This window comes from Micromonospora gifhornensis (assembly GCF_016863515.1).
Lineage (GTDB): Bacteria > Actinomycetota > Actinomycetes > Mycobacteriales > Micromonosporaceae > Micromonospora > Micromonospora gifhornensis.
On the sequence record NZ_BOPA01000002.1, the window covers coordinates 93931 to 120581 of the forward strand.

Here is a 26651-nt window from a genome sequence, read left to right on the forward strand (position 1 = left end):
GATCCGTCCGGCATCCGACTGCGTACTGGAGTGGGGAACAGGGTCGGCCGGTGGTACGCCGCCGCGAGACGATCGAGGAGCACATGGCCCGGGCTATGCAGAACGAGACGACGCCTGCCGTCCGTACCAGCAGCAGCAGTAGAGGCGTCCAGGTGGCCTCCCGTGGCCAGATCCTGGCGCTGTCCGCGTCCGGGCTCGCCGCGGTGTGGGCGCTGGTCATGCTCACCGGCGCCGGCCAGAAGGCGTACGCGATGGGCTTCTTCTTCACCGAGTTCTTCGCCGGCGTGATCGCCCTGGTCGCGCTGAGCCTCACCGTGATGATGGGGCTGCTCTCCACCGACCGGCTGGTGCTGCTCATCCGGCACCGGGTCCTGTTGCAGTCCGCGCACCGGGCCACCGGCATCCTCGGGGTGGCGGGTCTGGGCTTCCACGTGATTACCAAGATCACCACCGGGCGGGCCGGGATGACGGACGCGGCCGTGCCGTTCGTCGGTGGGCGGGGCCTCTACGTCGGGCTCGGCACCATTGCCGCGCTGCTCATGGTGAGCGTGCTGTGGACGGGGATCATTCGGGCCCGGTTCGCCGACATCGGTCCGAAGTGGGTGTGGCGGGCGCTGCACTCCCTGGCGTACCTCTCCTGGCCGTTCGGCATCTTCCACGGCCTCGGTGCCGGCCGTCCGCCGGCCACCTGGGTCAGCCTGAGCTACGGGCTCTGCGTGGTGCTTGTCGTGATGGCGCTGCTGGTCCGTCTCTCGGTCACCCTTCAGCGGCGCAGTCGCGAACGGCACCAGGCCGCCGCCCTCAACGAGGCGATGACCGGCAAGGGCAGTGACGAGACCCGACCGAAGACCCTGCTCGGCAGCCTGACCAAGCGGGCCGGCGAGGGCGAGCGGACCCGCCGCGACACCAGTTGGGCGGAGAGCACCTCCGGCACCTGGGCCAGCCCCACCATCCGGCGCAACGACCCGGAACGCTTCACCGTGCCGGTGGTCCCGGAGCCGGGCACGCTGCGCGGACCGGTCCGCCCCGGACGCCGGGACGAGGAGTTGGAGCCGGTCGCCCGGCGTACGTCGTGGCGCGACGAGGAGGACCTGGAGCGCGCGGTACGACGGGAGACCGAGTTGCTCGAACCGGTGGCCCGTCGGCGGCGCGACGAGGAGCCGGTCGGGCGGCGTGGCTCCCGCCACGAGGAGGAACTGGAGCCGGCACCGCGCCGTTCCCGGATCGACGACGACGCGGAACCGCGTCGTTCCCGACGGGACGAGGAATCGAGCCGGCGTCGCGTCGACCGGCGGGAAGAGGAGTACGAGCCGGTGGCACGCCGCGCCACCCGACGCCGCGACGAGGAGCCGGTGGCCGACGTCGACCGTGAGCCGGGCGGCCGGCGCTACCGCGACGACGAGGTGTACGGCCGCTCGCGGCGGTCCCGGTCCGACCTGGACGCCGGCACCCGTTACTCGGCACCTCCGCAGGGCATCGTCGACGAGCCGGAGGAACCCTGGGACAGCCCGCGCCGCTGGGAGTCCACCGCGCCGATCTCCGGCTCGCCGATCTCCGGTTCACCGATTTCGGGTTCACCGATCTCGGGCTCGCCCATCTCCGGTTCGCCGATCTCGGCCGCGCCGCGCAGTGGTGGCGGCCGGCACAGCGCCGACGACGACGGCCCGGAGGCGGAGACCGACTACTGGCGTCCCCCGGCCCGGTACGCCCCGGACGACGTTGCCGACGACGACACCCCGACCCTTGTCGACCTGGCCGCCCGACGAGCTCAGCGGGCGGCTGCGGACAGCCGGCGTCGCCGCCGGGCCGACCCGGACTCGGTCGACGGGGCCTACTGGGCCGGCCTGCGAGGTGAAGCCAAGTGACGATGCGTACCACCGTGCCACCGGTCGCCTGCGTGGGTGAGCCACGGATCACCGCCGGGTTCGCCGAGTTCGGTCGCCTCGATCTGCGGGCGCACGAGATGGTGCACGGCCCGATCAGCCCGATGGAACCGTCCAGCCTGCTGCGACTGGCCGAAGGCATCCAGCTCAAGGGCAAGGGCGGTGCCGGGTTCCCGTTCGCCCGGAAGCTGCGCGCGGTGCTGGAGTCCTGCGAACGCCAGGACCTGCCCCCGGTGGTGGTGGTCAACGCCACCGAGGGTGAGCCGGCCAGCTGGAAGGACAAGGTCATCCTGACCCGGGCGCCGCACCTGATCCTCGACGGTGCCGCCCTGGCCGCGTTCGCCCTCGACGCCGAGGAGATCGTGCTCTGCGTGGCCGACGACCTGATCGGCCGGGACTCCCTGATGGAGGCGCTGGAGGAGCGCCGGATGCCGGTACCGACAAGCGTGGTCACGGTGCCGCACCGCTTCATCAGCGGCGAGGGTGGCGCACTTGTCAACGGGATCAACGGCCTGCCGCACATCCCGCCCGGTACGAAGAAGCGGTCCAGCGACTCGGGTGTCAACAACCTGCCCACCCTGCTGTCCAACGCCGAGACGTACTCGCAGATGGCGATCGCCGCCCGGCTCGGCCCGTACGAGTACGCGGCGCTCGGCACCGACGACGAACCCGGCACCGTGCTGCTCAGCATCACCGGCGCGGCCAAACGCCACGCGGTGGTGGAGTGCGCCGCCGGCACCCCGCTGCGGGAGATCCTCGAACTCTGCGAGGTGCCCGAGGGGCCGGGCATCCTGATGGGCGGCTACCACGGCAAGTGGATCACCTGGGAGGCAGCGAACAAGGCCGAGGTCTCCCGCAAGGGGCTCGCCGCGGTAGGCGGCACCCTCGGCGCCGGCATCATCGTCCCGCTCGCCAACGACACCTGCCCGCTCGGCGAGGCCGCCCAGGTGGTGCGGTATCTGGCCGGGGAGTCCGCCGGGCAGTGCGGCCCGTGCAAGCGTGGCCTGCCGGACCTGGCCCGCGCCGTCGACCTGGCGGTCTCCGGCAGCGCGCCGGTGGAGGTCGTGCGCGCGGCAGCCGGCGACGTCAAGGGACGCGGCGCGTGCAGCCACCCCGACGGTACGTCCAGATTCGCGCTGTCCGCGATGGAGGTCTTCGCCGAGGACCTGAAGAAGCACACCACCGGTGAGGGCTGCGGCCGACGGGTCAAGGGCATGATGGGGCTGCCCGGTGCGCCCGACCCGGATCCGCAGAAGCTCGTCCTGGACTGGTCCCGGTGCGACGGTCACGGGCTGTGCGCGCACGTGGTGCCGGACTTCATCCGGCTCGACCAGAACGGATACCCCGCCTTCCCACCCACCCCCGTGCCGACCTGGCTGCGGGAGGGCGCGTCGAAGGCGGTCAAGGTCTGCCCGGAGTTGGCACTGCGACTGACCAAGGCCTGACGGGCCGCTCCAAGCCGCCCGGCAGCTCACGACCCTCAGCGGACCGACCCGGCCTGCCCGGCAGGTTCCGACCAGCGGCGGACCGACGCGGCCCGCCCGGCAGGTCCCGACCCTCGGCGGACCGCCCTGGCTCGCCACGTGAACCGACGAAGGAGACGCGGATGGGGAAGGCACGAACGACCGGACGACGCGCCGCCGCCCTGCTGGCCGTCGTCCTGACCGGGGCCGGCTGCGGCGCGGAGGCGGTCACGCCGGCGGGCGCCCCGCCCGCCTCGAACTCCGCCGACAGTGCGGCCACTCCCGCGGGTGGCACCGCCTCCCCGGGGGCCGCGCCCACCGGACCGGTCACGGTGCCGGACACCCTCCGGTTCACCGGCAAGACCCTCGACGGTACGGCCTTCGACGCCGCCGCTCTGGCCGGTCGCCCGGTCGTGCTCTGGTTCTGGGCACCGTGGTGTGCCGCCTGCGCGAGCCAGGCGTGGACGGTGGCCGAGATCGCCCCCGGCTTCCGCGACACCGTGCCGATCATCGGCGTCGCCGGCCTCGGCGAACACCAGGCGATGGCCGACTTCGTCACCGAGTTCGAGTTGGCGCCGGTGACGCAACTCGACGACCGTGCGGGGGCGATCTGGCGGCGCTTCGAGGTCACCGAGCAGAGCACCTTCGTGATCATCGACCGGGACGGCCGGGTGGTGCACCAGGGTTGGCTGGACGGGGAGGACCTCACCCGCCGGGTCACCGCGCTGGCCGCCTGATGCCGGGGGCATACCGGCGCTGCCTGCTGCGACCGGGGGCGCATCGGCGCTGCCCGCTGCGACCGGGGGCGCATCGGCGCTGCCCGCTGTCGCCGAGGGCGCAACAGCGCTGTCGGCTCCGACCGGGAGGTGGTTGATGGAGGCCACGCTGCTGCTCGCGTTGACCGCGGGGATGCTCGGCGCGGTCAACCCGTGCGGCTTCGCGATGCTGCCGGCGTACCTGTCGCTGTTGGTCGCCGGAGCCACCGACACCCGTGGCGCGGTACGGCGGGCGCTCACCGCCGCCGCCGCGCTCACCCTCGGCTACGTCGTCGTGTTCGGTGCCTTCGGCCTGGCGCTGGCCCCGGTCGCCGGCTGGCTGCGCCCTCGACTGCCCTGGTTCACCGTCGGGCTCGGACTGCTGCTGGTGCTGCTCGGCTGCTGGCTGCTCGCCGGCCGGCGACTGCCCACCATGCGCCCCCTGGCGCGGGCACCCCGACTGACCCGTTCGTGGCCGTCGATGGTGCTGTTCGGCATGGCGTACGCGGTCGCCTCGCTGGGCTGCGCCATCGCACCGTTCCTGGCCATCGTGGTGACCAGCCTGCGGGCCGGTACGCTGCCGCGCGGGCTGGCGCTGTTCGGCGCGTACGCCCTCGGGATGGGCCTGGTGGTGGCGGTGGCCGCCCTCGGCGTGGCCCTGCTGCGCGGGGAGGTGGTGGCCCGGCTACGCGGTGCCGGCGCGTGGGTGCCCCGGCTCAGCGGCCTGGTGCTGCTGCTTGCCGGCGGCTACGTCGCCTGGTACGGCTGGTACGAGGCCCGCCTGTTCGCCGGCCACCGAAACGCCCTCACCGACCCGGTGATCGTCGGGGCCGCGCAGGTCCAACGCTGGCTGGCCGCCGCCCTCGACACCGCCGGCCCCACCACCCTGGCCCTCCTCCTAGCCACCCTCACCCTCCTCACCCGCCCCTCCCACCCCCACCCCCCTGACCCCCGCGATCTTGCACTTTCTGTCTCGACAAAAGAGACAGATGCGGACGTTTCAGCGACCACAAGTGCAAGATCGGCGCAGAGGTCGGGGCGGACGCAGGCGTCGGCGCAGAGGTCGGGGCGGACGCAGGCGTCGGCGTCGACGGTGAGGTCGACGCCGACGGCAGGGTGCGGGGAGGGGGAGAGGGGCTAGCGGGGGGTCAGGAGGTCGGTGCCCAGGCGGGGGCGGAGGACCTCGGGGACCAGGACTGAGCCGTCGGGCTGCTGGAACTGCTCCAGGATGGCGGGGAGGAGGCGGCTGGTGGCCAGTGCCGAGCCGTTGAGGGTGTGGACGAAGCGGGTCTGCTTGGCGCCCGGCTCCCGGTAGCGGATCGCCGCCCGGCGGGCCTGGTAGTCACCGCCCCAGGAGACCGACGAGACCTCCTTGTACTTGCCGGTGCTCGGCATCCACACCTCGATGTCGAGGGTCTTGCGCATCGAGGCGCTGGAGTCGCCGGCGGCCAGCAGGCTGCGCTGGTAATGCAGGCCGAGCCCTTCGACCAGGCTCTCCGCGTGGGAGACCATCTGCTCCAGCGCGGCGTCGGCCTGCTCGGGCAGGGTGAACTGGAAGATCTCCACCTTGTTGAACTGGTGGCCGCGGACCGTCCCGCGCTCGTCCGAGTGCGACCCGGCCGCCTCCCGCCGGTAGCAGGGGGTGTACGCGAACACCTTCAGCGGCAGCGTCGCGGTGTCCAGGATCTCGTCCTGGTACGCCCCGAGGATCGCCGTCTCCGCGGTGGGCAGCAGGAACTGCCCGCGCGGGGCGGACTGCTTGTCCAGGTGGTAGACGTCGTCGTAGAACTTGGGGAACTGGCCGGCGGCGAAACCGGCGGTGTCCAGCAGCAGGTGCGGCGGGAGCAGGAACTCGTACCCGGCCTCGATGTTCCGCTCGATCAGCCAGTTGATCAGCGCCCACTCCAGCCGGGCGCCCAGCCCGGTGTACATCCAGAAGCCCGAGCCGCCCAGCTTGACGCCCCGCTCGTGGTCGACAAGCGCCAGCATCCGGCTCAACTCGACGTGGTCGCGGATCTTCTCGATGGCCGGTGGGGCGCCGAAGGTCTTGACCACCCGGTTGGCTTCCTTGCCGCCGGGAAGCACGTCGTCGGCGGGCAGGTTGGGCAGTTCGCTCATCACGGTACGCAGCCGGGACTGCACCTGGTCGAGCTCGGCCTCCAACTCGGCGACCTGCTTGCGGCCGGTCTCGTCGGTCACCTGCGGCTCGACACCGGCCCGCTTGGCCTGCGCGTACGCCCGGGCCTCGGCCTTGCGACGCTGCCGCTCCCCGTCGATGTCGGTGATCAGCCGGCGGCGTTCCCGGTCGAGGTGCTGGATCTCGTCCAGCGCCCGGTCGACCTCGGCGGCATCGAGCCGCTTGGCCAGGGCGGTCGCCACCGCGTCGCGATCCTTACGGATCAACTCCATGTCGAGCATGCTGCTCCGTACCTTCAGGTCAGGCTGACCCGGTGATGCTACCGCCGTACGCCGACCGCCCTACCCCCCGCACCCGACCGTCCACCTTCCGCAGCGGCTCAGCCCCATAGCCGGACCAGCCTCAGAGTCGGATCGGCATCAGGATGGAGAAGGCGCCCTCGTCGTCCGGGCGGCGGATGGTCAGCGGGGTGAGTGGGCTGTCCAGTTCCAGGGTCAGGTGCCGGCCGCCCGCCGCGTCCAGCGCGTCGAGCAGGTACTCGCCGTTGACTCCGATCCGCAGCTCGGTGCCGTCCGCGCCGGCCCGGTCACCACCGGCGGCCACGCCGGGACGGTCCGGATCGGGCAGGTCGTCGGGGCCGAGCAGGTCGTCGGGGCCGAGCAGGCGGAGCCGGTCCGGCGGGCCGAGACCGAGCACCGTCACCGGCCACGACCGGCCGGCGTACTCCCGTACGACCGTCGGCCCACCGGCCCGCAACGCGGTGACCAGCCACTCGGCGTCGACCGGTACCCGTCGGGTCGGCCCGGCGGCACCGGATCGTGGCAGCAGCGCGTGGTAGTCCGGGAAGTCGTACGGCAGCGCGGTGGCCCGCAGTTCGTGCCCGGCCACGTCGGCGACCAGCGACGAGCCGGACACGGTCAACTCGACCACGACCCGATCAGCGCCAGCGCCAGCGCCAGCGCCGAGCAGGTGACGCAGGGCGTCCACCGTGTCCAGCGGCAGCAGGGTCCGCACCGCCGGGCCGTGCACCGTCGCCTCGGCCGTCGCCACCGCCAGCCGGTGCCGGTCGGTCGCCACCAGTTCCAGGCCCGAGGCGGTCACGTCGAACAGCACACCGGTCAACGCCGGCACCGTGGGGTCGGTGCCGACGGCGAACCGTACGGCGTCCACGGCGGCGGCCAGCGCGGCACCGGTCAGGGTGAGTCGGGTGACCCCGGGCTGGTCGGCCGGCAGCAGCGAGCGCAGCCGGGACACCTCGCGACGCGCGTCGGCCAGCCCCTGCTCCAGCCTTCGCAGGTGCGTGTCGAGCAGCCGGTGCACCAGCGTCGGTTCGGCGCGTACCGCCTGGGCGATCTCGGCCACCGGCATGCCGACCCGGCGTAGCCCGGCCACCAGCCGCGCCGGCGCCACCTGGTCGTCGGTGTAGCGGCGGTAACCGGTGACCGGGTCGACCCAGGCGGGCACCAGCACCCCGGCGGCGTCGTAGAACCGCAGGGCGCTCACCGTCAGCCCGCTGGCCCGGGCCAGCTCGCCGATGCTGCGCAGGTCACTGTCCACGCCGAGATCCTGCCCCCTCGACCTGCTTGAGGGTCAAGCGGCTGTCGGGTGTTAACAGGGGCACCTTGCTCTACACCAGGCGTTAAGAAGGTGCCCTTCCTTCGTCCAGGACACCGAAGGTGAGGCCGGCGGTGGTGAGGCGGTGCAGCAGGGCGTCGCCCATCGCGGTGACCGGGGTGACCTGCCCGGCGGTGGACGGCAGGTCGTCCAGGGCCAGGCAGAGCGCCGACTCGGCGAGCATCTTGGCGGTCTCGTCGTAGCCCGGATCTCCGCCGGCCACCTCGGTGACCACCCGCCGGTCGCCAGCGCGACCGACGAACCGGACCCGGAACCACGACTTCGCCCGCTGCTCGGGGCTCGGTCCCTGGCCGGAGGCGAGCCGGCCGAGCAGCCAACGCCGGGTCGGCGGCAGCTTCACCAGCGCGGTCAGCGCGCCCAGACCGGCACCGGCGACCAGCACCGTCGGCAGCCGCCGTACCGCCGCGAAGTGCCGGTAGCGGAAGTCCGGCCCGTACTCCGGGCGGGCCGCGGCGGACCGGCGGACCACCTGCGGGTCGATGGTGGGCAGCGGCACCGCCCAGACCGGCAGGTCGCGGGAGCGGGCCACCTTGCCGGGCACGGCCCGCACCTGACGGCCGGTCGGGCGCGGTTCGACGGCGCGGCGTTCGCGGGCCGCCCGGGCGGTCTCGGCGGTACGCGAGAAGGCGGTCAACGCGGAGTGGTAGGTGCCGGCGGAGACCCGGCCCCCGGCCCGTACGTAGCCGTCCACGGTGATCGGCACGTCGGCCGGCAGGTGCTTGATCGTGAACCAGACACCCAGGTCGTGGGGGATCGAGTCGAAGCCGCAGGCGTGCACCAGCCGGGCGCCGGTGCGTACCGCCTCGGCGTGGTGGCGCACGTACATCAGGTCCACGAACTCCGGCTCGCCGGTGATGTCCAGGTAGTCGGTGCCGGCGGCGGCGCAGGCGGCCACCAACGGTTCCCCGTGCCGGATGTACGGCCCGACGGTGCTGGCCACCACCCGCGTGGCGTCGGCCACCGCGCGCAGCGACGCCGGGTCGGTGACGTCGGCGGTGAGCAGCGGCAGTTCCGCAAGCGCCGGGTCGATCGCGGCCAGCCGGTCGCGGACCGTGGCCAGCTTGTCGGGGTTGCGTCCGGCGATCGCCCAGTGCAGCCCGGGTGGGGCGTGTCGGGCGAGATAGTCGGCGGTGAGTCCGCCGGTGAAGCCGGTCGCCCCGAACAACACGATGTCGTACGCCCGCTCCGCCGTCATGCCGCGAATGATGCCAGCCCGAGCGCGCCACCGCTCGGCACCGGCTACCGCTCCCGCGCGGTCGGCGGCAGCTCACCGGTCTCGGCAAGCTGCTTGGCCTGCCACAACGCGTGGCGGACCGCGAGCTGTGGTTCGTCACCGATCAGATGCGCGGCCAGCCCGGTGGGCGCGGGATCGGTGACCGGTCGGGCGGCCAACTCGGTACGCCGACCGTCGGGCGGGCTGCGCAGTTCGACCTGGATGGCACCGTCGAGTCGGCGCAGCGGCTCCGGCCAGACCCCTTCCGGCAGCACCTCCTCGGGCGGCCGGGCGATGGCCACCACCTGCCACGGCTGGGGCCCCTGACGGGCGGGACCGGAACGCCCGGCCCGCCGCCGGACGAGGGCGGTACGCACAGCCCGGAGCAGGGCAGCGCCGAGGACACCCGTCACCGCGAGTGCCGTTCTCACCTGTCCCACCCGTACCTCCCGTGCTCCGCGCGGCCTCCATCGTCATCGCGACCGGGGTGAACCGGGCTCCTCCCGAAGGGGTGAACCGCCCGGTGCCGGGTAACCGCCGGACCGCAGGGGCCTGGGGAGGGTGGACGCGTCCGTGGGGGTGGGCCGGATGCCGGATGACCGCAGCGAGGTCCGGGTTGCCGCACGGGCCCGTACGCCGGGCGGGTCAGCCGTGCTGGCGTCCCGCCTGTCGCCCGCCGTGCTGCCCGAGCCGGTGGTGCTGCGGCCACGGCTGGCCCGGTTGCTCGACGAGGCCGTGGCCCGGCCGGTCACCCTGCTGCGTGCCCCGGCGGGCTGGGGAAAGACGACGCTGCTCGCCTCGTGGCGGCGCACGGCCACGCAGCGCGACTCGGGCACCCCGCCACCGGCCTGGGTCTCGGTCGAGGCCGGCGACGACGCCGAGCGGCTCTGGGCGTACCTCGCGGCGGCACTGCGCTCGATCGTCGACGTGGCGGCGACGCCGATCCCCGACCGGTTGCCGGGCCCGGACGACCTGGAGGTGCTCGCCGCCGCGCTGGCCGCCCGGGAGCAGCCTGCGGTGCTGATCCTGGACGACCTGCACCGGGTCACCGACCCGGCGGCGGTGGCCGGGCTGGAGTTCCTGCTGCGTCACACGGATCAGCGGTTACGTCTGGTGGTGACCGGGCGCTCCGGCCCACCGCTGGCCGTGCAGCGACTGCGGCTGGCCGGTGAGTTGACCGAGATCGGACCGGACGAACTGGCCTTCACCGGCGACGAGATCGCCGACCTGTTGACCGCGCACGCGGTGGCGGTCCCGGTGGCCGCGGTGCGGCGACTGCGGCAACGCACCGAGGGTTGGGCGGCGGCGCTGCGGATCGCCGCGCTGGCGCTGCGCCAGCAGCCGGACCCGGAACGCTGGATCGACCAGCTCGGTGCCGACCACCCGGAGATCGGCGGCTACCTGCGCGAGGAGGTGCTGGCCGGGCTGACGCCGCAGGACCGCGAGCTGCTGCGGCGGGCCGCGGTCGCGGACACCGTCTGCGCCGGTCTCGCCGGTGCGCTTACCGACGACCCGACGGTCGAAGGGCGGCTGAGTGGTCTCGCCGAGGACGCCGGGTTGCTGCACCACGACGGGGGCCGCCCGGCGTGGTACCGCAGTCACCCGCTCCTGGCGGACCTGCTGCACCGCGAGCTGGGTCGGTTGCCCGCCGACGAGCTGCGTGACCTGCACCTGCGCGCCGCCGGCTGGTTTGCCGGCAACGGCCGACCGGCCGAGGCGCTGCGGCACGCGCTGGCCGCCGAGGACTGGGTCGGCGCCGTCGACCTGTTCGTCACCCGGTGGCCGGAACTCGTCCCGAACGGCCCGGTCGACCGGGACGGCCCTGCCGCGGCACCCCCGCCGGAGGCGGTGGCGCGGGATCCGGAGCTGGCGCTGGCCTGTGCCGCCGACCGGGCCCTGCACGGCGACCGGGAGGCGGCCGAGGCGCAGCTGCGGCTGGCCGCCGAGCACGGCGGCGCGCTGCCCGAACCACGCCGGGGCCGGTTCAACCGGCTGGCCGCCGCCGTGACGCTCACCCTGGCCCGGTCGACCGGCGACCCCGAGACGGTACGCACCGCCGCCGCCCGGCTGCTCGCCACCGCGTCCGCAGCGGGTGCCGCCCCCGTGACCCTCGTGGAGGAACGAGCCGCCGGGCAGACGCCTCGCGGCGACGCGGGTGACGACGCCGACGTACGGGCGGTGGCCGGCACCGAGCTGGCCCGGTTGGCGCTCGACGCCGGGGAGTTGACCGAGGCGGCCGACGGGTTCGCCGCGTCGTTGACGGCCGCCCGGGTGACCGGCCGACTCCGCCCCGAACTGGTCTGCGCCAGCCGCTGGGCGTTGCTGGCGGCGCTGCGTGGTCACCTGCGGACGGCCGAGGAGGCGGCCCGGGCCGCACTCGCGCTGCCGCCCTGCCAGGGCTGGTCGGCCCAGCTGGACTGCGGGTACGCGTACCTGGCGCTGGGGTTGGTGGCGCTGCACCGGGACCAGCCGGCGGAGGCCGCGGCGAACCTGACGCTGGCCGCGGCGGCGACCGGCGACGCACCTGCCGGTGCGGTGGCGGCCTGGTGCCACTCGATGCTGCGCCTCGACGAGGGGGACCTCGTCGAGGCGCACCGCCTGCTCGGGCAGGCTCGGGAGTGCTGGTCGCAGCGCTCCGGCCCGGTGGCGGCCTGGTTGCTCGCCGCCGACGTGGATCTGCACGCGGCCCGAGGTGACCTGTCGACCGCCCGCGAGCTGGCCGCCGCCGGGATGGCGCGGTTCACCTCACCGACGCAGGCCGGGCCGGCCTTCCCCGCAGCCGTGCTGTCGGTCGCGGCGGCCCGGGTGGAACTGCGCTCCGGCGACCCGCACGCCGCCGCGCGGCTGCTGCCGGACTGGGCCGCCGGGTCGGCAACCGACTGGCCCCTGCCGGTACGCCTCGACGCCGCGCTGCTCGACGCGGTGCTCGCCGGGCGCGGCGGCGACGAGCGCCGGGCCGGACGCACCCTGGAACAGGCGCTCGACCTCGCCGCCCCCGACGGGTACCGCCGCCCGTTCACCCGCGCCGAGCCGGGCCTGCGTCACCTGCTCACCGCCCACCTCGACGCCGGTACGGCGCACTGGCCGATGGTCAGTGACCTCGTTCGGGCGGTGGACCCGCCGGCGGACCTCGCCGCGTCCGGTGCGTCGGTGGCACCGCTCGACGAGCCCCTGACCGAGCGGGAACTGACAATCCTGCGCTACCTGCAGAGCATCCTGTCCAACGTGGAGATCGCGGCCGAGCTGTCGGTGTCGGTGAACACGGTCAAGACGCACGTGCGCAACATCTACCGCAAGCTCGACGCCACCCGACGCCGGGACGCCGTCCGCCGGGCCCGCGAACTCCACCTCATCTGAATGGGCAGTGCCGGCGGGTCGTGGGCGAGCGGCGTCCCGTCACCAGATGACCTGCAAGGAGGGGCCCCTTGTTAACGCCTGCGGTAGAGGAGGGGCCCCTTGTTAACGGATCCGTCGGTGCCCGGATCAGGTGATGGCCGGATCAGGTGGTGGCGGCGTCGACGGTGGCCAGCAGGGTGGCCAGGTCGAAGTCGCCGTCGTGGCGGGTGTCGTTGACGAACAGGGTCGGGCTGGCGTCCACGCCGCTGCGGATGCCGCTGACGAAGTCGTGTCGGATCCGGTCACCACCGGCGTGTCGACCGATCTCCGCGTCCACCTCGTTCACGGGCAGCCCGAGCTGCTCGACGCCGAGCATCAGGTGCACCCGATCCAGCTGCTCCTGGTGCTCGTAGAGCCAGTCGTGCATCTCCCAGAACCGTCCCCGCCGTCCGGCGGCCTCGGCCGCCTCGGCGGCCATCTCGGCGTACGGGTGCAGGTTCGCGATGGGGAAGTGCCGGTAGACCAGGCGGACCGTGTCGGCCCGCTCTCGGAGCACCTCCTGCAGGCTGGCGTGCGCCTGGCCGCAGAAGGGGCACTGGTAGTCGCCGTACTCGACGATTGTCACCGGCGCGTCCGTCGGACCTCGGACGTGGTCGTGTTCCGTGACGGGTGTGCGGAGCCGCGCAGTGACCTGCAGTGGTGTGGTCAGCTGATCGGTCATGAGTGCCAGACTGCTGCCCGGCCGGGTGAGGGTGGCTCACCCGGCCCGGGTGGTTGGGGCGTACGCCGCTTCAGCGCAGCACCGGTGCCACGGCGATGTGGTTCTGCACCTCCCGAATGCCCGGCGCGGACCAGACGACCCGCTCCACCTCGGCGCGTTCGGGCATCGAGTGCACCAGACCGCCCAGCAGCACGGTGTCGCCGTGCACCCGCACCGTCACCTGCTCGGCGTCGGTCGCCCGGTTACGGGCCAGCGCGTCGACGATCCGGTCGGCCAGTCTGCTGCCGTCGGGACGGACCGTCGGCCGTACGGTGATCCCGTTGCTGATGCCGCGTACGCCGTTGAGCTGGTTTACCGATTCCTCCGCGGCGCGGCGTTGGTACTCCCATTCGACCTGGCCGTGCAGGGTGACCCAGCCCTCCGCGACAGTCACGTCGAGCTGCTCCACCGGTACGAAGGCACGCCACTGCAGGGCGTGTTCCACCGCGGCGGCGATCTCCGGATCGGTGCGCTCCGCGCCGGTGATCAGCCGTACGGCGATGTCGTTGGCGACCACCCGGACCTGGGCGACCCGGTGTGCCGCGCGTTCCGCCGCCCACTTCTTGGCGTAGCTGTCCACCCGGCCGGTCAGCGTCACCACGCCCTCGGCCACGGCCACCCCGATCTCGTGCGGCTGCACGCGGGGCTCCCAGTCCAGTTCGTCGAGTACCGCCGAGCGGATGTCCTGATCGATGCGGTTGATCGTCGAGATGCTGGCCATCGCCTTGCTCCTCCCTTGCCGGCGTGGCGCGGCCCGTTCTGCCGGGTCCGCGGGACTCAGCCTGGTGGCGGTACGGGTGATCCGGCCTCACCCGGGTCGAAGGAGGCCCGTGGGAGCGCTTCCATTTGCTCGTCCAAACGGTTAGTGTGAGTTCATTCCTCGGGTGCGGGAGCCAATCGCGCCGGTGCCGGAGCCAGGGCAGCTCCGATGGGTGTCTGTTGTGCGTCCACCCCACCCCGGTCACGGGGTGTGGGGCGTCTCCCCCCGAGAGGAACTCAGATGCGGAAAGGTCTCGTCGTTGCGGCGGAGTCCGCGCCCGGCTGTGCCGGCGCCGGACCCGTCCTGCGAGCCCGACCGGGGGTACCATCCGCCGCGACCACGCCACCCACCACCGGCACCGTACGGTCCATGGCCCGGCCCGCTAAGGAGGGCGAACTGTGGCTGGGTGGGCAGGGTGGGCCGGGGCGTCGCACCGGAGCCACCGGCATCACGTCGACGAACGTCAGCAGTACGGGCTTCTTCTTCCCCGAGCCCGACCGGCCAGACGGCGTCGCCCCAGGGTCCGTCCGCGTCCACCCCGGCCACCGGCCCGTCCGCGTTCCCGACCCGCCCGCCGCCGTCGGGCGGCGCTCCGGCCGCCTGCCTCGGCGCCGACGCGTGACGCGAGTGCGCTTCCGACGACCACCACCCGCACCACTCGCTGGCCGTCCACACCCGGTCAGCGCAGCGGACCCCGTCCGACCGGATCGGTCGGACGGGGTCCCGTCCCGAGCTGAGCCCGTTCGACGCCAGCAGGGAGAAGGCCGCCGCTCAGCGGTCGGTCTCGGCGGGGGAGTCGGGCCGCTCGACGTCCACGAACTCGATGTCGTCGACGGACCGGTCACGACTGCCGGCGGCGCGGGCGGCGGTGCCGGCAGCCCAGCCGATAGCGGCACCGGCCAGCGCCGCGCCGATCAGCAGGGTCCACGGCAGTGCGGGACGGCGACCGGCGAGGGCGTCGAAGGCCCGGGTGGCCCGGCGGCGGGCCTCCTCGGCGGCCGACCCCACCAGTTCCCCGGCGTCGTCGGCCAGCCCCGCAGAGGTGTGCCGGGCGGAGCGTGCGGTGCCCCGGAGGTTGTCGCCCGCGGTGCTCACCGCCGACACGAGGTGGTGCCAGGCGTCGTCCGCGATCCGCTCCGGCTTGCTGCGGCGTTCCAGCAGGTTGGTTCCGAACATGGTTCCCTCCTCGACAGGACCGAGGCCGGTGCCCGCATGAGACCTCCTCGGCGACTTGCCCGGCGTGCGGCGGGGGGTACGCCATCGGAGGCTGTGCCCCGCCCGATGCCCTCGCAAACCGGATCAGCGGGACGACACCACCGCGACGGCGGCGCGGGCGAAGTCGTCGTCGTCATCGTCGTCGTCATCGCCCGCGCCGCCGAAACCGCAGGCCAGGACGAGGGTGAGCAGGGCACTGACGCCGGCCAGGGTGGCGAGCCTGCGAAGCATGTCGTCGTCCTCTCATCGATTCGGTAAGTGGTGATGCTAGGCACATTCCGGCACTGACCGCAGCCCGGCTACCAGCGGAGCCGGCCTCGGGGCGGACGCCTCGCCGCGCTGGATATCGAAACCGCTGGCATCGGCCCGCTACCCTGGTTCGGCGGCGTGGGCTGGCTCGCGGTGTGGAATTGCGGCCAGCGCGTCGAGTGATAGGACATGAAAAGTCCGGACAAGGGCGACTTGGCACGCCCCTGTCCGCGAATTGCTCATCCCGAGGGGTGGCGACCGAGGCCGTTGGAGGAATACTCTCGGTCGCGGCCCGCGTACTGATGAGGCGCCCGTCGTACGGGCGAGTGGAGGTGCTCGCGTGAGCCTGTCGATCCTGCAGACGGTTCGGCCTGGTGGTGTCATCGAGATCGCCCCGCGAGGGGAGATCGACGTCGACACCGCGTACGAAGTGAAAGAGGCCATCGCCGAGGTGCTGGCCAAGGGCCGGCCGGCCCGGATCGAGCTCAACATGCGGCTGGTCACCTTCATCGACTCGGTTGGCATCAGCGCGATGGTCGCCGGATTCCAGACTGCCGAGGTCAGTGGCGTGAAACTGGTCGTGACCGAGCCGAGCCGGTTCGTGCACCGGCAACTCTGGGTGACCGGCCTGCTCGGCCTGTTCGGCGCCCCCGAGCCGTACTACGCGGGGGCTGCCACACCCGAGGTCCTTCCGGGGGCCTGACTCCTCATCCGGCGTCGAGGCCGGACAGATCAATATCGGTCGCCTCGGTGACGGCCCGAATCGCCGTCACCGAGGCGTAACCCTCGGCGAGCAGGGCCAGGTCGGTACCGGGCTGCACCGCCTGACCGGGCTCCTCCAGCGACGTGCGGACGAAACCGTGACCGGATTCGGCGACCGTCATCTGCACCTGGCCGAAGGTGGCCAGCGCGCCTCGGCGTACCCCGCGAAGCCGCTCGTACGGCAGATCCGGCGCGTTGACGTTGAGCACGCTCGCCACCGGCCCGGTGGGTAGCCTGGGCAGCAGGTCCAGCGCGACCCGGGCAGCGGTCGACCAGTGCCGGTCGGCGTCGCGTACCCGGGCGGCGGCGGCCACCGCCGCACCGCCGCTGGCCGCGGTGGCCTCACCGGCCGACAGGACGTCCAGGGACACCGCCATCGCCGGACAGCCGTTCGCGGCGGCGGTGAACGCGGCACCCACGGTGCCGGAGTGCAGCACCGCGCGACCGGCGTTGGCGCCACGATTGATTCCGGACAGCAGCACCTGCGGCGGTGGCCCGAAAGCGCCGTGCACGGCGATGAGCGCGATGAAGCCGGGAGACCCGCCGACCGCGAAGGCGGGCGTACCGTCCAGGTCCGGCAGCGGGTGCTCGTGGACCACCACCCGGCCGTCCTGCTCGATCGCGCTCATCGCGGCGCTGGTGCCGCTGGCCTCCTCCAGCGGGGCGGCCACCACCACGTCCAGGCCCCGGTCGACGGCGGCCCGGGCCAGCGCGTGGATGCCGGGGGCGGCGATCCCGTCGTCGTTGGTGATCAGTACCCGCAGCGTCATCGCCCGCCCGCCCGGTGGGCCAACTCGTCGGGGGTCGTGCGGTGCTGCGGGCGGATGCTCGCCGGCTCCAGCTGCACCCGCTCCACCAGGCCGGTGATCGAGTCGACCCGGCCGGTGCCCAGCCCGTGGCGCGTGACGTTCAGCGCGCCGGCCGCCGCGCCGGTACGGATGGCGGTGCGGACGTCGCCGCCCTGGGCGACCACGGCGGCCACCCCGGCGGTCATCGAGTCGCCCGCGCCACGCGGGTCGGCCGCTTCCAACTGGGGCATCTGGACCTCGAACACCTCGCCGTCGACCAGGGCCAGCGCCGGCTTCTCGGCCCGACTGACCACCACGTTCTCCGCACCGGCGGTATGCAGGTCGTACATGGCGCGGGTGAGCTGTTCCTCGTCGTCGTCGGCGGCTCGGCCGTCCGCGATCAGCTCCTCGTGGCTGACCTTGAGGAAGAACACGCCGCTCTCCACGACCGCCGTCAGGTGCTCGCCACTGAGGTCCACCACCACCCGGCTGCCGTTGGCGCCGAGGTCGGCGGCGAAGCGCCGGTACAGGTCGGCGGGCACCAGTGACGGGTCGTTCGGGCCGCTGAGCACGCACACCTCCGCGCGCAGCCCTTCGCTGAGGGCGAGGTTGTACAACTCGTCCAGTTCGTGTCGGCTCAACGGCTGGCCGGGCACGTCGACGATCTCCCGCCGGGTGCCCCCGCGACGGTCGTGCACGTACCCGCCGCTGCCGCCGGAGTCGCGGTTCACCACCTTGAGGTCCACTCCCTCGCCGACCAGCAGCGGCGCCAGGACCTCCCCGATCTCGCCGCCGAGCGCCGTGCAGAGCACCACGTCGACACCGAGCGACAGCACCATCCGGGCCTGCCAGACGCCCTGTCCGCCGGGGTGCAGGTGCAGCTCCGGTACGTCACTGGGCTGGTCGACGGTGACGGTCAGCAGCGGTGTGGGCGCGAAGACCATGACGTGCCCGGTCACCGGTCCCACCCGCAGGCGCCGGACCGGGTGAACCGCGTGGTGGGTTGTCTCATGCGCGTTGCGCCCCCTCGTGGCGAAATGTCCACTTCCGTCTTAGACGGTAACCAAGGTGGCGGATCCGCGCGCGTCGACCGGCGGGCGAGGGTGGCCGTTTCGCGGGTGCGGGCACGATGCGACGACGCCGGGTGGAAGTCCCACCCGGCGTCGTCGTGTGAACGGGTCAGTACACCGACAGGTGCACGTGGTTGGTGTGGTCGCTGGACGGGTCGCCGCGACCGCCGCTGTACGCCTTCCAGCCGCTGCTGGGCAGCCAGATCTGCTTGTACCAGATCACGTAGAGCACGGCGAGCCGGTCGGCGTTGTTGACGAAGTACGCCGCCAGGTTGTTGCCGTACGTCCGGTCGCCGCCCGTGGCGACTCCGCCGAAGCCGTTCTTCTGCGCGGCGAAGTCACAGGCCCGGCCCTTGGGGTGCTCGCCCGAGCCGCCCGAGCGGTAGCAGGAGACGTACCTGGTGAAGCCGGCCGCCTTGGCCTGCTTGAGCGCGTGCAGCGTGCGCGGGGTGATGCAGCCGTTGGCCGGGGTCGGGTCGTTGACACTGCACGACTCCGAGGGCCACGAGCCGTCCGAGTTGCGGGGCGCGGGCTTGGCCGTCGGGCTGGAACCGCCACCACGGTTCGGGGTGCGGGCGGCGCGTTCGGCGGCCTGGGCGCGTTCGGCCGCCTCCGCCCGCTCGTTGGCCACGGTCAGCGCCCGCTCGGCCTGGTCCTTGCGCTTGGCCATCACCGCGACCTGCTTGCGCTGCTCCTGGACCTCCACGTCCAGCGCCTGCTTGGTCCTGCTGACCTCGTCACGGGTGGCCCGCAGCTCACCGAGGGCGCGTTCCTCGTTGGCGGCCACCGCGTCCAGCGCCGCCGCCCGGTCCATGAAGCCGGCCGGAGAGCCGCTGTTGAGCAGCGCCGACGCCGCGCCGAGCCGGCCGCTGCGGTACGCCTGTGCGGCGATCTCGGCGACCTTGGCACCGCGTTCGGTGAGCTGGCTCTCGGTGGCGGTGAGCTGTGCGGCCAGTTGCTTCTGTCGCTTGACCGAACGGTCCAGCGCGGCCTTGGCGTCGAGGTAGCCCTTGCTGGCCGCCTCCAGTTGGGCGCGCAGCGCCGGGGTGCCCCCCTCGTCGCCGACGTCGCCGGGAGCCGCCGCCCGTAACCCGTGCGCCGCGGCCGGGCCGGGAACGAGCGCGACGCCTACGGCGAGAGCGAGCGCCGCGCAGATCAGGGCCGCCGTTCGGGCGGCCGGTTTCACGGTTGCCACTGCTGGCATGCACATGTCCTTCCGTCAGCCGCCGACCGGGTTAGCTGACGGGTTCGGGACGGAAGATCCCTACCGCGCGTGCGCGGATGCACCCCAGGAACATGGTTCCCCGGCTCGCCCCTGCGGGCGATTAGGCGGCGACCACCGCCGGCACCGGTGGGTGCCGCCTGGCGGAGGCCGGGTCCGAGCCTACCGGTGCTGCTGTGACCCGTGCAGCCGGTGTGACCCGTGGTGTTCGTCCGGTCACCAGGAAATCGGACGAAAGTATCATCCGTGGCAGATATCGGTAGACCCGGTCTCAGCCGCCTACATCGACAGTGGTCAACCGCTGGGTGGCTCGGGACAGCGCGACGTAGAGCGTCCGCACGCCGGAATCGGGCACCGCGCGGATCTCACTCGGCGCGACGAGCACCACCGCGTCGTACTCCATGCCCTTGGCCTCCAGGCTCGTCACCACCTGAAGACGGTCGCCGCCGAGGCCGCCGAGCCAGCCCGTCACCTCGTCCCGCCGCGGCACCGCAGTGATGACTCCGACGGTGCCCTCGACCTCGCCGAGCAGGGTGCGCGCGGCAGACACCACGCTCGTCGTCAACTCTTCGGCCGGCACCACGAGTTGCACCGGGTCGACCCCGGTGGAGCGGACCGCCGTGGGCAGCGGAAGATCCGGGTACACCCGGCGGATCTCCTCGGCCGCCACCGCGAAGATCTCCGCGGAGTTGCGGTAGTTGGTGGTGAGGGTGAACCGGTGCCGCGGACGCCGACCCAGGGCCTGCTCCCGAGCGCGATCAAGCTCCTGCGGATCTCCCGTCCAGGCGGTCTGCGCCGGGTCGCCGACCACGGTCCACGAGGCCAACCGGCCCCGCCGGCCGATCATCCGCCACTGCATCGGCGAGACGTCCTGCGACTCGTCGACCACCACGTGGGCGTAGTCCCGGTAGTCCTCCGGGCGTTCGCGGGCGGCCTGTCGGGCGGCCCGCTGCCGGTCGGCGAAGGTGCTCAGCTCCCGTACGCCCCCGGCCAGCTGGAACGGGTCCCGCTTGGGCCGGGCCGGGCGTACCGGCTTACCGAGCAGCGTGTCCAGCTCGTCGAGCAGCGCGGCGTCGGCGACCGTCGGGCCGTCTGTGGCCAACCCTCGGTACGCCTCGCTCAGCAGACGGATCTCGGCCCCGGACAGGATGCCGCCGGCGTACCGGCGCAGCCGCTCGTGGTCGGCCAGCCAACCGAGCACGTGCCGGGGATGCAGCCGTGGCCACCAGGCCTTGAGGAACTCCCGGAAGTCGGTCCGGTCGATCAGCTCGTCCTCGAAGGCGCGCTGATCGGGCAGGCCGGCGATGCCCAACCGGCGGGCCTGTGCCCAGAGCGCGGCGAGGATGCCGTCGAAACCGGCCCGGCGTACCTCGTTGCGGCGGGCGCCACGGGGCAGCGCACGGTTCCAGACCGTGTTCAGCTCGGCCCGCTCCAACCGCAGCAGCTGTCCCCGGTAGAGCAGCCGCAACTCGGTGGGGGCACCCGGCGCGGTGTCCCGCACGGCACGTTCCAGGACCCGCCGCATCCGCAACGATCCCTTGATCGCGGCCACCCGGGGTGCGTCGGTGCGGGTGGCGACCAGGCCGGGGAAGATGCTGCCCAGCGAGTGCAGGCTGGCGTTGTCCTCGCCCAACGACGGCAGCACCGAGGCGATGTAGGAGACGAAGACCGAGGACGGGCCGACGACCAGGATGCCGCCGCCGGCGTACCGGCTCCGGTCGGAGTAGAGCAGATAGGCGGCACGGTGCAGGGCCACCGCCGTCTTGCCGGTGCCGGGGCCGCCGGAGACGAGCGTCACCCCGGAACCGGGGGAGCGGATCGCCTCGTCCTGCTCACGCTGGATGGTCGCGACGATGTCGCGCATGCCCCGACCGGTGGTGCGGGACAGGGTCGCCAGCAGCGCGCCGTCGCCCACCACCGGCATGTCCGGCGGTGCGGCCTCCGGGTCGAGCAGGTCGTCCTCGATCCGGGTGACCCGTTCCCCGCTGGACTGGATCGTCCGGCGGCGCACTACGCCGAGCGGCTCGGCGGGAGTGGCCTGGTAGAACGCGGCGGCGGCGGGGGCCCGCCAGTCGACCACCAGGGTGCTGGCGTCCTCGTCGCGGATGCCGAGCCGCCCGACGTAGATCACCTGCCCGTCCCGCAGGTCGAGCCGGCCGAAGACCAGCCCTTCGTACTCGGCGTCGAACAGGTGACGTCGCTGCGCGGCGTGGAAGACCATCGCGTCGCGTTCGACGAGTGCGCCGAAGTTGCCGACCCGGGCCAGCCGGTAGCCGTCCCGTTCGGCGCGGACCGCCCCGCGCCGCAGCTCGGCCAGTCGCGCGTACACCCGGTCGAGATGCCGTTGCTCGACGGCGATCTCCTGATCCAGGGTGCTCTGATCCACCGCTCGTGCTCCTCGTCCCGCCGCCCGGCCAACCGCACGAGATTACGCCCCGCCGTCCGCATGCAAGGAAGGGCACCTTGTTAACGCCTCAGGTAGAGCAGGGGTCCCTTGTTAACAGCCGCGGACGGGGCGGGCGTCGAGGACCCGGCGCAGCACGCCGGAGAGGGCCCCGTTGACCTCCTCGGGGCGTTCCATCATCAGCATGTGGCCGGCGCCGGGGCACACCACCAGGTCGGTGGCCGGCAACGCCTCGGCGATCGACTCCGCGCACGGCGGTGGGGTGAGCCGGTCCCGGTCCCCCACCAGGGCCGCCGCCGGCAGATGGGCCAACGCGGCGAGCGTCTCCAACCGGTGCTGGGCGCCGATCGACGCCCGGAACCCGCCGATCGAGCGCAGCGAGGCGCGGGCCACCGCCGAGGTGACCAGGCGGATGTCCGCCGGATCGCAGCGCTCACCGAAGAGCATCCAGCGGATGCTGGGCTGCAGCGCCCGCAGCAGGGCCCGGGGCGGACGCCACGAACCGCACCGGGCCAGCACCCCGGCCCCGGTGGTCTCGGCCAACCGGATGATCCGGGCGATCCGCGGCGAAAGGCCGTAGACGGTGTGCGTGTGTCCCTCGGCGGTGGTGGAGACGAAGAGCAGTCCGGCCGTACGGTGCGCGAAGTGCTCGGGGTGGCGGTGGGCGTATTCCATGATCGTCATGCCGCCCATCGAGTGGCCGACGAGCACCACCCGGCCACCGGAGGAGACGGTGTCCAGCACGGCGGCCAGATCATCGCCGAGTTGGGCGAGGGTGGCCGTGGGCAGCGACATGCAACTGGACCTGCCGTGCCCGCGCGCGTCGTAGGTGACCACCCGCACCGACGGATACGTCTCGTGCAGCGCCGCCACCTGCCGGTGCCAGCTGCGCCCGTCAAGCGTCCAGCCGTGCAACAGCACCACGGTGACCTCGGCGTCCGCCGGTCCGCTGGCTTCCACATGCAGGCGTACGTCGTCAGGAAGTCGTACCTCGACCTGCTCCGGCATCGCCACCTCCCCATGGCCGCGCGAATGCGTGACACCGGGGATACCCGGTGGTAACACCGGCTACCCGCCATGACACCACGAGAACCGCGATGTTGAGAAGATTCCGGTTTGGGCCTTCTGCTCGGCCGACCGGGCCGGAGACGACGAAACGCCCGCCGGGAAGACCCGACGGGCGTTTCGTGGTGGTACGTGAGGCTGGCTCAGCCCTCGAAGACGCCGGCCTCGACCAGGCGCTTCTCGGCGGCGTCCCAGCCGTCGCCCGGGTGGGCGGCGTTGAGGCTGCTGATCTCCGCCCGGATCTTGGCGGCGTGGCCGGCAGCGGCCAGCACCCGGATCTCCTCGACGAAGGCCTCGGAGTCGGTGCGCAGGTGCACGGTCTTGCCGTTGGTGAGGTTCCGCACGTAGGCGTGCTTGCCGCCGTTGAGCGGGATCAGGTACTTGAACTCACCCAGCACGCTGAGGGCGCCACCCTGGCCAGCCTGGCCGGCCCGGACTGACGCGCGCGCGGTCTTAGAGGTGTTGCTCGCCACGGAGGTACTCCTTGCAAGACGTACGGAGGACGGAACGTCCGGGGGCTGTTGCGGGGCGGCACCCGATGGGAGGCCCCGCGAGAGGCTTACGCGGCACAGGCCGCCGATGGAACTGTACACGACCCACGATCCCGGCTGGTCATCGTGGTGTCACGAGGTGGAACGGCGGTCACCTGTCCGGGTATTCCGACCGGCGGATTTTCCGATTCCCTGGCGCACCATCCGTCCCACGAGTCATCATGTGTGACAACAACGCACCCGGAATCGGTCGAGGTCGTAGGGGAAGACGCACCTCGCTCTCCGGGAGGTCACCGTGCCAACGCGTGGCGTCGTATACGTCCATTCGACCCCGCTCGCCGTGTGCTCACACGTCGAGTGGGCGATCGCGCGCGTCCTTGCCGCGCCGGTCAACCTGCAATGGACCGCCCAACCCGTCGATCCCAGCGCCCGCCGGGCCGAATGCGGCTGGTCCGGTCGCGCCGGGACGGGCGCCGAACTGGCTGCTGCCCTCCGGCAGTGGCCCATGATCCGTTTCGAGGTCACCGAGGAGCCCAGTCCGGGCGCCGACGGTGAACGCTTCATGTACGTCCCCGGTCGCGGGCTGTTCCGGGCCACCGTGGGCGCGGCCGGGGACATCCAGCTCGGCGAGGACCGGCTGCGCAGCATCATGGCCGCCGCGCGGGCACCCGAGGCCCTCGCACACGCTCTGGACAAGGCGCTCGGCAGCGCCTGGGACGCCGAACTGGAGCCGTACCGCTACGCCGGGGACGGCGCGCCGGTGACGCTGCTCACCAGGGTCGGCTGAGCGTCGCCGACCGCCCGGGATCTCCGTCCGGGCGGTCGGGGGCGTCGCCCGGTCGCCACCGGACCAAGTTGCTCGATACGCGGTGAGCTGGTGGGATAAGCCGCGTGTCGACTACCCCTCGGCGTGTCGTCGCCGTGCTCGTCGCCGTGACCATGCTGCTCGCCTCCGGTTGCTCCCAGCCAGGGCAGCGTCCCGGCTCGGACCCGGCGTCCGGCTCGACGTCACCGTCCGCGCCGGCGGGACCGCAGCCCTCGTCGAGCGCCACGACGGACGACCCGGCCACCCGGGCCGCCGCCCTGGTCGCCGAACTCGGCGACGAGGACCTGGTCGGCCAGGTGCTCATGCCCTACGCGTACGGCGACCGGGCGACCCAGGTGTCGGCCGGCTCGGCAGCCGGCAACCAGGCTCTCGCCGGCGTGGACACCCCGGCAGAGATGATCGAGAAGTACCGGCTCGGTGGACTGATCCTGGTCGGTTTCAGCGCCGACGACCCCACCCAGGGCAACCAGCCGACCACGAACGTCGACAACCCGAAGCAGGTCCGCGAGTTGACCACCGGGCTGCGCGAGGCCGCCGGGAAGCTGGCCGCAGGTTCGGCACCCCTGCTCATCGGCACCGACCAGGAGTACGGGGTGGTCACCCGGGTCACCGAGGGGGTGACCCTGCTGCCCAGCGCCCTGGCCGCCGGAGCCGCCGGTGATCCCGCGCTGACCGAGGCGGCCTGGCGGGCCGCCGGCACCGAACTGGCCGCCATGGGCATCAACGTCGACTTCGCGCCGGTCGCCGACGTGCTGGTCACCCGCAGCGCGGTCATCGGGTCCCGGTCCTTCGGCGCGGACTCGCAGCGCGCCGGGCAGCAGGTCGGCGGGGCGGTACGCGGACTGCAGGCCGCCGGGGTGGCGGCCACCGTCAAGCACTTCCCCGGACACGGGCACAGCGCCGACGACTCCCACCAGGACCTGCCCGTGCTCAGCCAGTCCCGCAAGAAACTGGCGGCGCAGGCCTGGCCGCCGTTCACCGCCGGCATCGAGGCCGGTGCGCTGGCCGTGATGTCCGCCCACCTCGACGTGCGGGCGGTCGACCCCGGCGTGCCGGCGACCTTCTCGTACAAGCTGCTCACCGAGGTGCTGCGCGGCGAACTCGGCTTCCAGGGCGTGGTGGTCACCGACGGCATGAACATGCCACCGGCGCGCCGCTGGGGGCCGGGGGAGGCCGCGGTACGCGCCCTGAAGGCCGGCAACGACCTGATCCTGATGCCGCCGAACGTGAGCCAGGCGTACGACGGGGTGCTGGCGGCGTTGCGGGACGGCTCGTTGCCCCGGACCCGACTGGTGGAGGCGGTCACCCGGGTGCTGACCATGAAGTTCACCCTGGCCGACGCGCCGACGCCGGAGCTGTCCGCGCTGGCCACCCCGGAGCACCGGGCGGCGGCACGCGCGTTGGCCGCCGCCGCGGTGACCGTGCTGCGTGGCCGGTGCGACGAGGTGGCGGTCCGGGGACCGGTCACCGTCACCTCCTCCGACGGGCGGGCGCACACCCGGGCCGCGTTGACCGAGGCGTTGACCGAGGCCGGGGTGCGGGTGGTGGCCGACGGCGGCACGATCGTGCACCTGGTCGGGTACGGCGACCGCGCCGGGGACCTGCGGGCCGACGCGGCGATCACGGTCGCCATGGACACCCCGTACGTGCTGGGTCAGGCGAAGTCGGCCACCCTGCTGGCCACGTACTCGTCGAGCCGGGCCTCGATGGAGGCGCTCGCCGCCGTGCTGGCCGGCAAGGCCACTGCGCCGGGGCGTTCTCCGGTCAAGGTGTCCGGGCTGTCCGCCACCACCTGCGCCGGCTGACGCCACGGTCAGCACAGGGCACCGGCGGCACTCAGGACGGTGGTGGTCAAGGCGCCGGCGGTCAGGGCGTTGCGGTCAGCGTGTCGCGGGCCAGCCGGTACACGGGCAGCAGGTCGAGCGGGTCACCGAAGCTCGTGCTGCTGGCCTCCAACAGCACCGTCGCCTCGCCGACCCGGACCGCCAGCGCCCACTCCCGGATGTCCTCGTCGCGCAACTCCCGATAGCTCAACCAACTCGCCTCGATCACGTCGAGGTCGCCGACGCGGGTCTGGCGGTACTGCGGATCGGTCGCCTTCTGCCCGGCGGCGACGAACGCCTCCAGGGTCTGCCGGGCCGGGGCGTCCGCGTCGTCGGCCGTCCACACCCGCAGGAAACCCGACGCGACCGCGCGGCCGTCCGCCTCGCAGCGCGCGGTCGTGCCGCCGCGTCGGGTCAACGCCTCGGCCACGGCAGCGGCCACCTCGTCGTCGGGGTCCGGGGTCTTGATCTCACTTACCCGCCACCCGTCGGCCAGTCCGAACGTCACAGGCAGCGGACAGGGGGCACCGGCACCTACCGTTTCGCTCGCCGTGGCCGCGGTCACCTCGTCATGCCACGGCGCACCCGTCGCGCCACCGCCGGGCTGCTCGCCGGTGTCGGTCTGCGCACCACCGCCGCAGCCGGCGAGCAACCCGATGGCCAGTGCCGCCAGCGCGAACCGGGATCGTCGCACGATGCCCACTCCCAGTTGTTGATCTATCGGAGCGCTCAGCAAAGCGAAACCGGGGGTCGCCGTCAAGTCGATGAGCGCTGCGCCCGACCAACACGAAACC

At 73.0% G+C, this 26651-nt stretch carries 22 protein-coding genes, 1 pseudogene and 1 riboswitch; of the genes and pseudogenes, 8 read left to right on the top strand and 15 right to left on the bottom strand.

Annotation, left to right across the window (positions count from 1 at the left end; translation table 11 throughout):
• Positions 1-50 precede the first annotated feature (50 nt).
• From Vgi01_RS00845 to Vgi01_RS00860, 4 genes are all read left to right on the top strand, one after another.
• Positions 51-1865 (top strand): hypothetical protein, encoded by a 1815-nt coding sequence (locus Vgi01_RS00845; RefSeq protein ID WP_239088743.1) that lies wholly within the window; start codon positions 51-53, stop codon positions 1863-1865.
• Between the two features lie 2 nt (positions 1866-1867).
• Positions 1868-3328: an NADH-quinone oxidoreductase subunit NuoF family protein gene (locus Vgi01_RS00850; RefSeq protein ID WP_204289915.1), complete on the top strand. Its 1461-nt coding sequence runs from the start codon at positions 1868-1870 to the stop codon at positions 3326-3328.
• Positions 3329-3489: 161 nt separating this feature from the next.
• A complete protein-coding gene (locus Vgi01_RS00855; RefSeq protein ID WP_204289862.1) occupies positions 3490-4083 on the top strand; it encodes a redoxin domain-containing protein in 594 nt (197 codons plus the stop codon).
• Positions 4084-4219: 136 nt separating this feature from the next.
• Positions 4220-5242, top strand: coding sequence for a cytochrome c biogenesis CcdA family protein (locus Vgi01_RS00860; RefSeq protein ID WP_239088744.1), 1023 nt, complete (start codon positions 4220-4222; stop codon positions 5240-5242).
• Here Vgi01_RS00860 and serS read toward each other — a convergent pair.
• The 4 genes from serS to Vgi01_RS00880 form a co-directional block, all read right to left on the bottom strand.
• Entirely contained in the window at positions 5239-6519 is a 1281-nt protein-coding gene (gene serS, locus Vgi01_RS00865; RefSeq protein WP_102657904.1) for a serine--tRNA ligase, read from the bottom strand. The genes Vgi01_RS00860 and serS overlap by 4 nt on opposite strands.
• 121 nt (positions 6520-6640) lie before the next feature.
• Positions 6641-7795, bottom strand: a complete 1155-nt coding sequence (locus Vgi01_RS00870) for a DNA polymerase III subunit beta family protein (RefSeq protein WP_239088745.1) — start codon at positions 7793-7795, stop codon at positions 6641-6643.
• Between the two features lie 82 nt (positions 7796-7877).
• A complete protein-coding gene (locus Vgi01_RS00875; protein ID WP_204289863.1) occupies positions 7878-9068 on the bottom strand; it encodes a saccharopine dehydrogenase family protein in 1191 nt (396 codons plus the stop codon).
• Positions 9069-9112: 44 nt separating this feature from the next.
• A complete protein-coding gene (locus tag Vgi01_RS00880) occupies positions 9113-9517 on the bottom strand; it encodes a hypothetical protein (RefSeq protein ID WP_233196777.1) in 405 nt (134 codons plus the stop codon).
• An 80-nt stretch (positions 9518-9597) separates the two neighbouring features.
• Here Vgi01_RS00880 and Vgi01_RS00885 point away from each other — a divergent pair.
• Positions 9598-12443: pseudogene (locus Vgi01_RS00885) on the top strand (winged helix-turn-helix domain-containing protein).
• Between the two features lie 142 nt (positions 12444-12585).
• Here Vgi01_RS00885 and Vgi01_RS00890 read toward each other — a convergent pair.
• The 4 genes from Vgi01_RS00890 to Vgi01_RS00905 all read right to left on the bottom strand — a co-directional run bounded on the left by Vgi01_RS00890 (position 12586) and on the right by Vgi01_RS00905 (position 15388).
• On the bottom strand, positions 12586-13131 hold the full coding sequence (locus Vgi01_RS00890; protein WP_043725422.1) for a DsbA family protein: 546 nt from the start codon (positions 13129-13131) through the stop codon (positions 12586-12588).
• An 82-nt stretch (positions 13132-13213) separates the two neighbouring features.
• Positions 13214-13903 (bottom strand): BON domain-containing protein, encoded by a 690-nt coding sequence (locus Vgi01_RS00895; RefSeq protein WP_102657900.1) that lies wholly within the window; start codon positions 13901-13903, stop codon positions 13214-13216.
• A gap of 810 nt (positions 13904-14713) precedes the next feature.
• A complete protein-coding gene (locus Vgi01_RS00900) occupies positions 14714-15118 on the bottom strand; it encodes a hypothetical protein (RefSeq protein WP_102657899.1) in 405 nt (134 codons plus the stop codon).
• A gap of 123 nt (positions 15119-15241) precedes the next feature.
• Positions 15242-15388, bottom strand: a complete 147-nt coding sequence (locus Vgi01_RS00905; RefSeq protein WP_158244890.1) for a hypothetical protein — start codon at positions 15386-15388, stop codon at positions 15242-15244.
• 358 nt (positions 15389-15746) lie between these two features.
• On the opposite strand from Vgi01_RS00905, the gene Vgi01_RS00910 reads away from it, so the two are divergent.
• A complete protein-coding gene (locus tag Vgi01_RS00910; protein ID WP_013735292.1) occupies positions 15747-16109 on the top strand; it encodes an STAS domain-containing protein in 363 nt (120 codons plus the stop codon).
• Positions 16110-16113: 4 nt separating this feature from the next.
• Here Vgi01_RS00910 and surE read toward each other — a convergent pair whose 3' ends face one another.
• The 6 genes from surE to Vgi01_RS00940 all read right to left on the bottom strand — a co-directional run bounded on the left by surE (position 16114) and on the right by Vgi01_RS00940 (position 23190).
• Complete coding sequence (surE, locus tag Vgi01_RS00915) at positions 16114-16938, bottom strand: 5'/3'-nucleotidase SurE (protein WP_204289864.1); 825 nt, start codon at positions 16936-16938, stop codon at positions 16114-16116.
• Entirely contained in the window at positions 16935-17915 is a 981-nt protein-coding gene (locus Vgi01_RS00920; protein ID WP_233196775.1) for a 1-phosphofructokinase family hexose kinase, read from the bottom strand. Before Vgi01_RS00920 ends, surE begins: the two co-directional genes overlap by 4 nt.
• A gap of 220 nt (positions 17916-18135) precedes the next feature.
• A complete protein-coding gene (locus tag Vgi01_RS00925) occupies positions 18136-19230 on the bottom strand; it encodes a coiled-coil domain-containing protein (RefSeq protein WP_102657911.1) in 1095 nt (364 codons plus the stop codon).
• Positions 19231-19234: 4 nt separating this feature from the next.
• Positions 19235-19368: riboswitch (cyclic di-AMP (ydaO/yuaA leader) on the bottom strand.
• A 151-nt stretch (positions 19369-19519) separates the two neighbouring features.
• Positions 19520-21634 (bottom strand): HelD family protein, encoded by a 2115-nt coding sequence (locus Vgi01_RS00930; protein ID WP_204289865.1) that lies wholly within the window; start codon positions 21632-21634, stop codon positions 19520-19522.
• A gap of 111 nt (positions 21635-21745) precedes the next feature.
• Positions 21746-22660 (bottom strand): alpha/beta fold hydrolase, encoded by a 915-nt coding sequence (locus Vgi01_RS00935; protein WP_204289866.1) that lies wholly within the window; start codon positions 22658-22660, stop codon positions 21746-21748.
• Positions 22661-22860: 200 nt separating this feature from the next.
• Positions 22861-23190, bottom strand: a complete 330-nt coding sequence (locus Vgi01_RS00940) for a hypothetical protein (protein ID WP_102657896.1) — start codon at positions 23188-23190, stop codon at positions 22861-22863.
• 313 nt (positions 23191-23503) lie between these two features.
• Between Vgi01_RS00940 and Vgi01_RS00945 the strand changes: the two genes are divergently transcribed.
• Both Vgi01_RS00945 and Vgi01_RS00950 read left to right on the top strand, forming a co-directional pair.
• The gene (locus Vgi01_RS00945) at positions 23504-23995 is read left to right on the top strand and encodes a DUF3145 domain-containing protein (protein ID WP_102657895.1); all 492 of its coding nucleotides are present in this window, start codon (positions 23504-23506) and stop codon (positions 23993-23995) included.
• 95 nt (positions 23996-24090) lie between these two features.
• Positions 24091-25839 (top strand): glycoside hydrolase family 3 protein, encoded by a 1749-nt coding sequence (locus tag Vgi01_RS00950; RefSeq protein WP_204289918.1) that lies wholly within the window; start codon positions 24091-24093, stop codon positions 25837-25839.
• A gap of 61 nt (positions 25840-25900) precedes the next feature.
• On the opposite strand, the gene Vgi01_RS00955 is transcribed toward Vgi01_RS00950, so the two are convergent.
• Positions 25901-26551, bottom strand: a complete 651-nt coding sequence (locus tag Vgi01_RS00955; protein ID WP_204289867.1) for a lipoprotein — start codon at positions 26549-26551, stop codon at positions 25901-25903.
• Positions 26552-26651: the final 100 nt, after the last annotated feature.

Bases quoted from the DNA above. Each gene is read 5' to 3' on its own strand.
- serS (WP_102657904.1), bottom strand. From the start codon at position 6,519: ATGCTCGACATGGAGTTGATCCGTAAGGATCGCGACGCGGTGGCGACC.
- Vgi01_RS00905 (WP_158244890.1), bottom strand. From the start codon at position 15,388: ATGCTTCGCAGGCTCGCCACCCTGGCCGGCGTCAGTGCCCTGCTCACC.
- Vgi01_RS00895 (WP_102657900.1), bottom strand. From the start codon at position 13,903: ATGGCCAGCATCTCGACGATCAACCGCATCGATCAGGACATCCGCTCG.
- surE (WP_204289864.1), bottom strand. From the start codon at position 16,938: ATGACGCTGCGGGTACTGATCACCAACGACGACGGGATCGCCGCCCCC.
- Vgi01_RS00855 (WP_204289862.1), top strand. From the start codon at position 3,490: ATGGGGAAGGCACGAACGACCGGACGACGCGCCGCCGCCCTGCTGGCC.
- Vgi01_RS00900 (WP_102657899.1), bottom strand. From the start codon at position 15,118: ATGTTCGGAACCAACCTGCTGGAACGCCGCAGCAAGCCGGAGCGGATC.
- Vgi01_RS00850 (WP_204289915.1), top strand. From the start codon at position 1,868: ATGCGTACCACCGTGCCACCGGTCGCCTGCGTGGGTGAGCCACGGATC.
- Vgi01_RS00935 (WP_204289866.1), bottom strand. From the start codon at position 22,660: ATGCCGGAGCAGGTCGAGGTACGACTTCCTGACGACGTACGCCTGCAT.
- Vgi01_RS00925 (WP_102657911.1), bottom strand. From the start codon at position 19,230: ATGCCAGCAGTGGCAACCGTGAAACCGGCCGCCCGAACGGCGGCCCTG.
- Vgi01_RS00875 (WP_204289863.1), bottom strand. From the start codon at position 9,068: ATGACGGCGGAGCGGGCGTACGACATCGTGTTGTTCGGGGCGACCGGC.
- Vgi01_RS00860 (WP_239088744.1), top strand. From the start codon at position 4,220: ATGGAGGCCACGCTGCTGCTCGCGTTGACCGCGGGGATGCTCGGCGCG.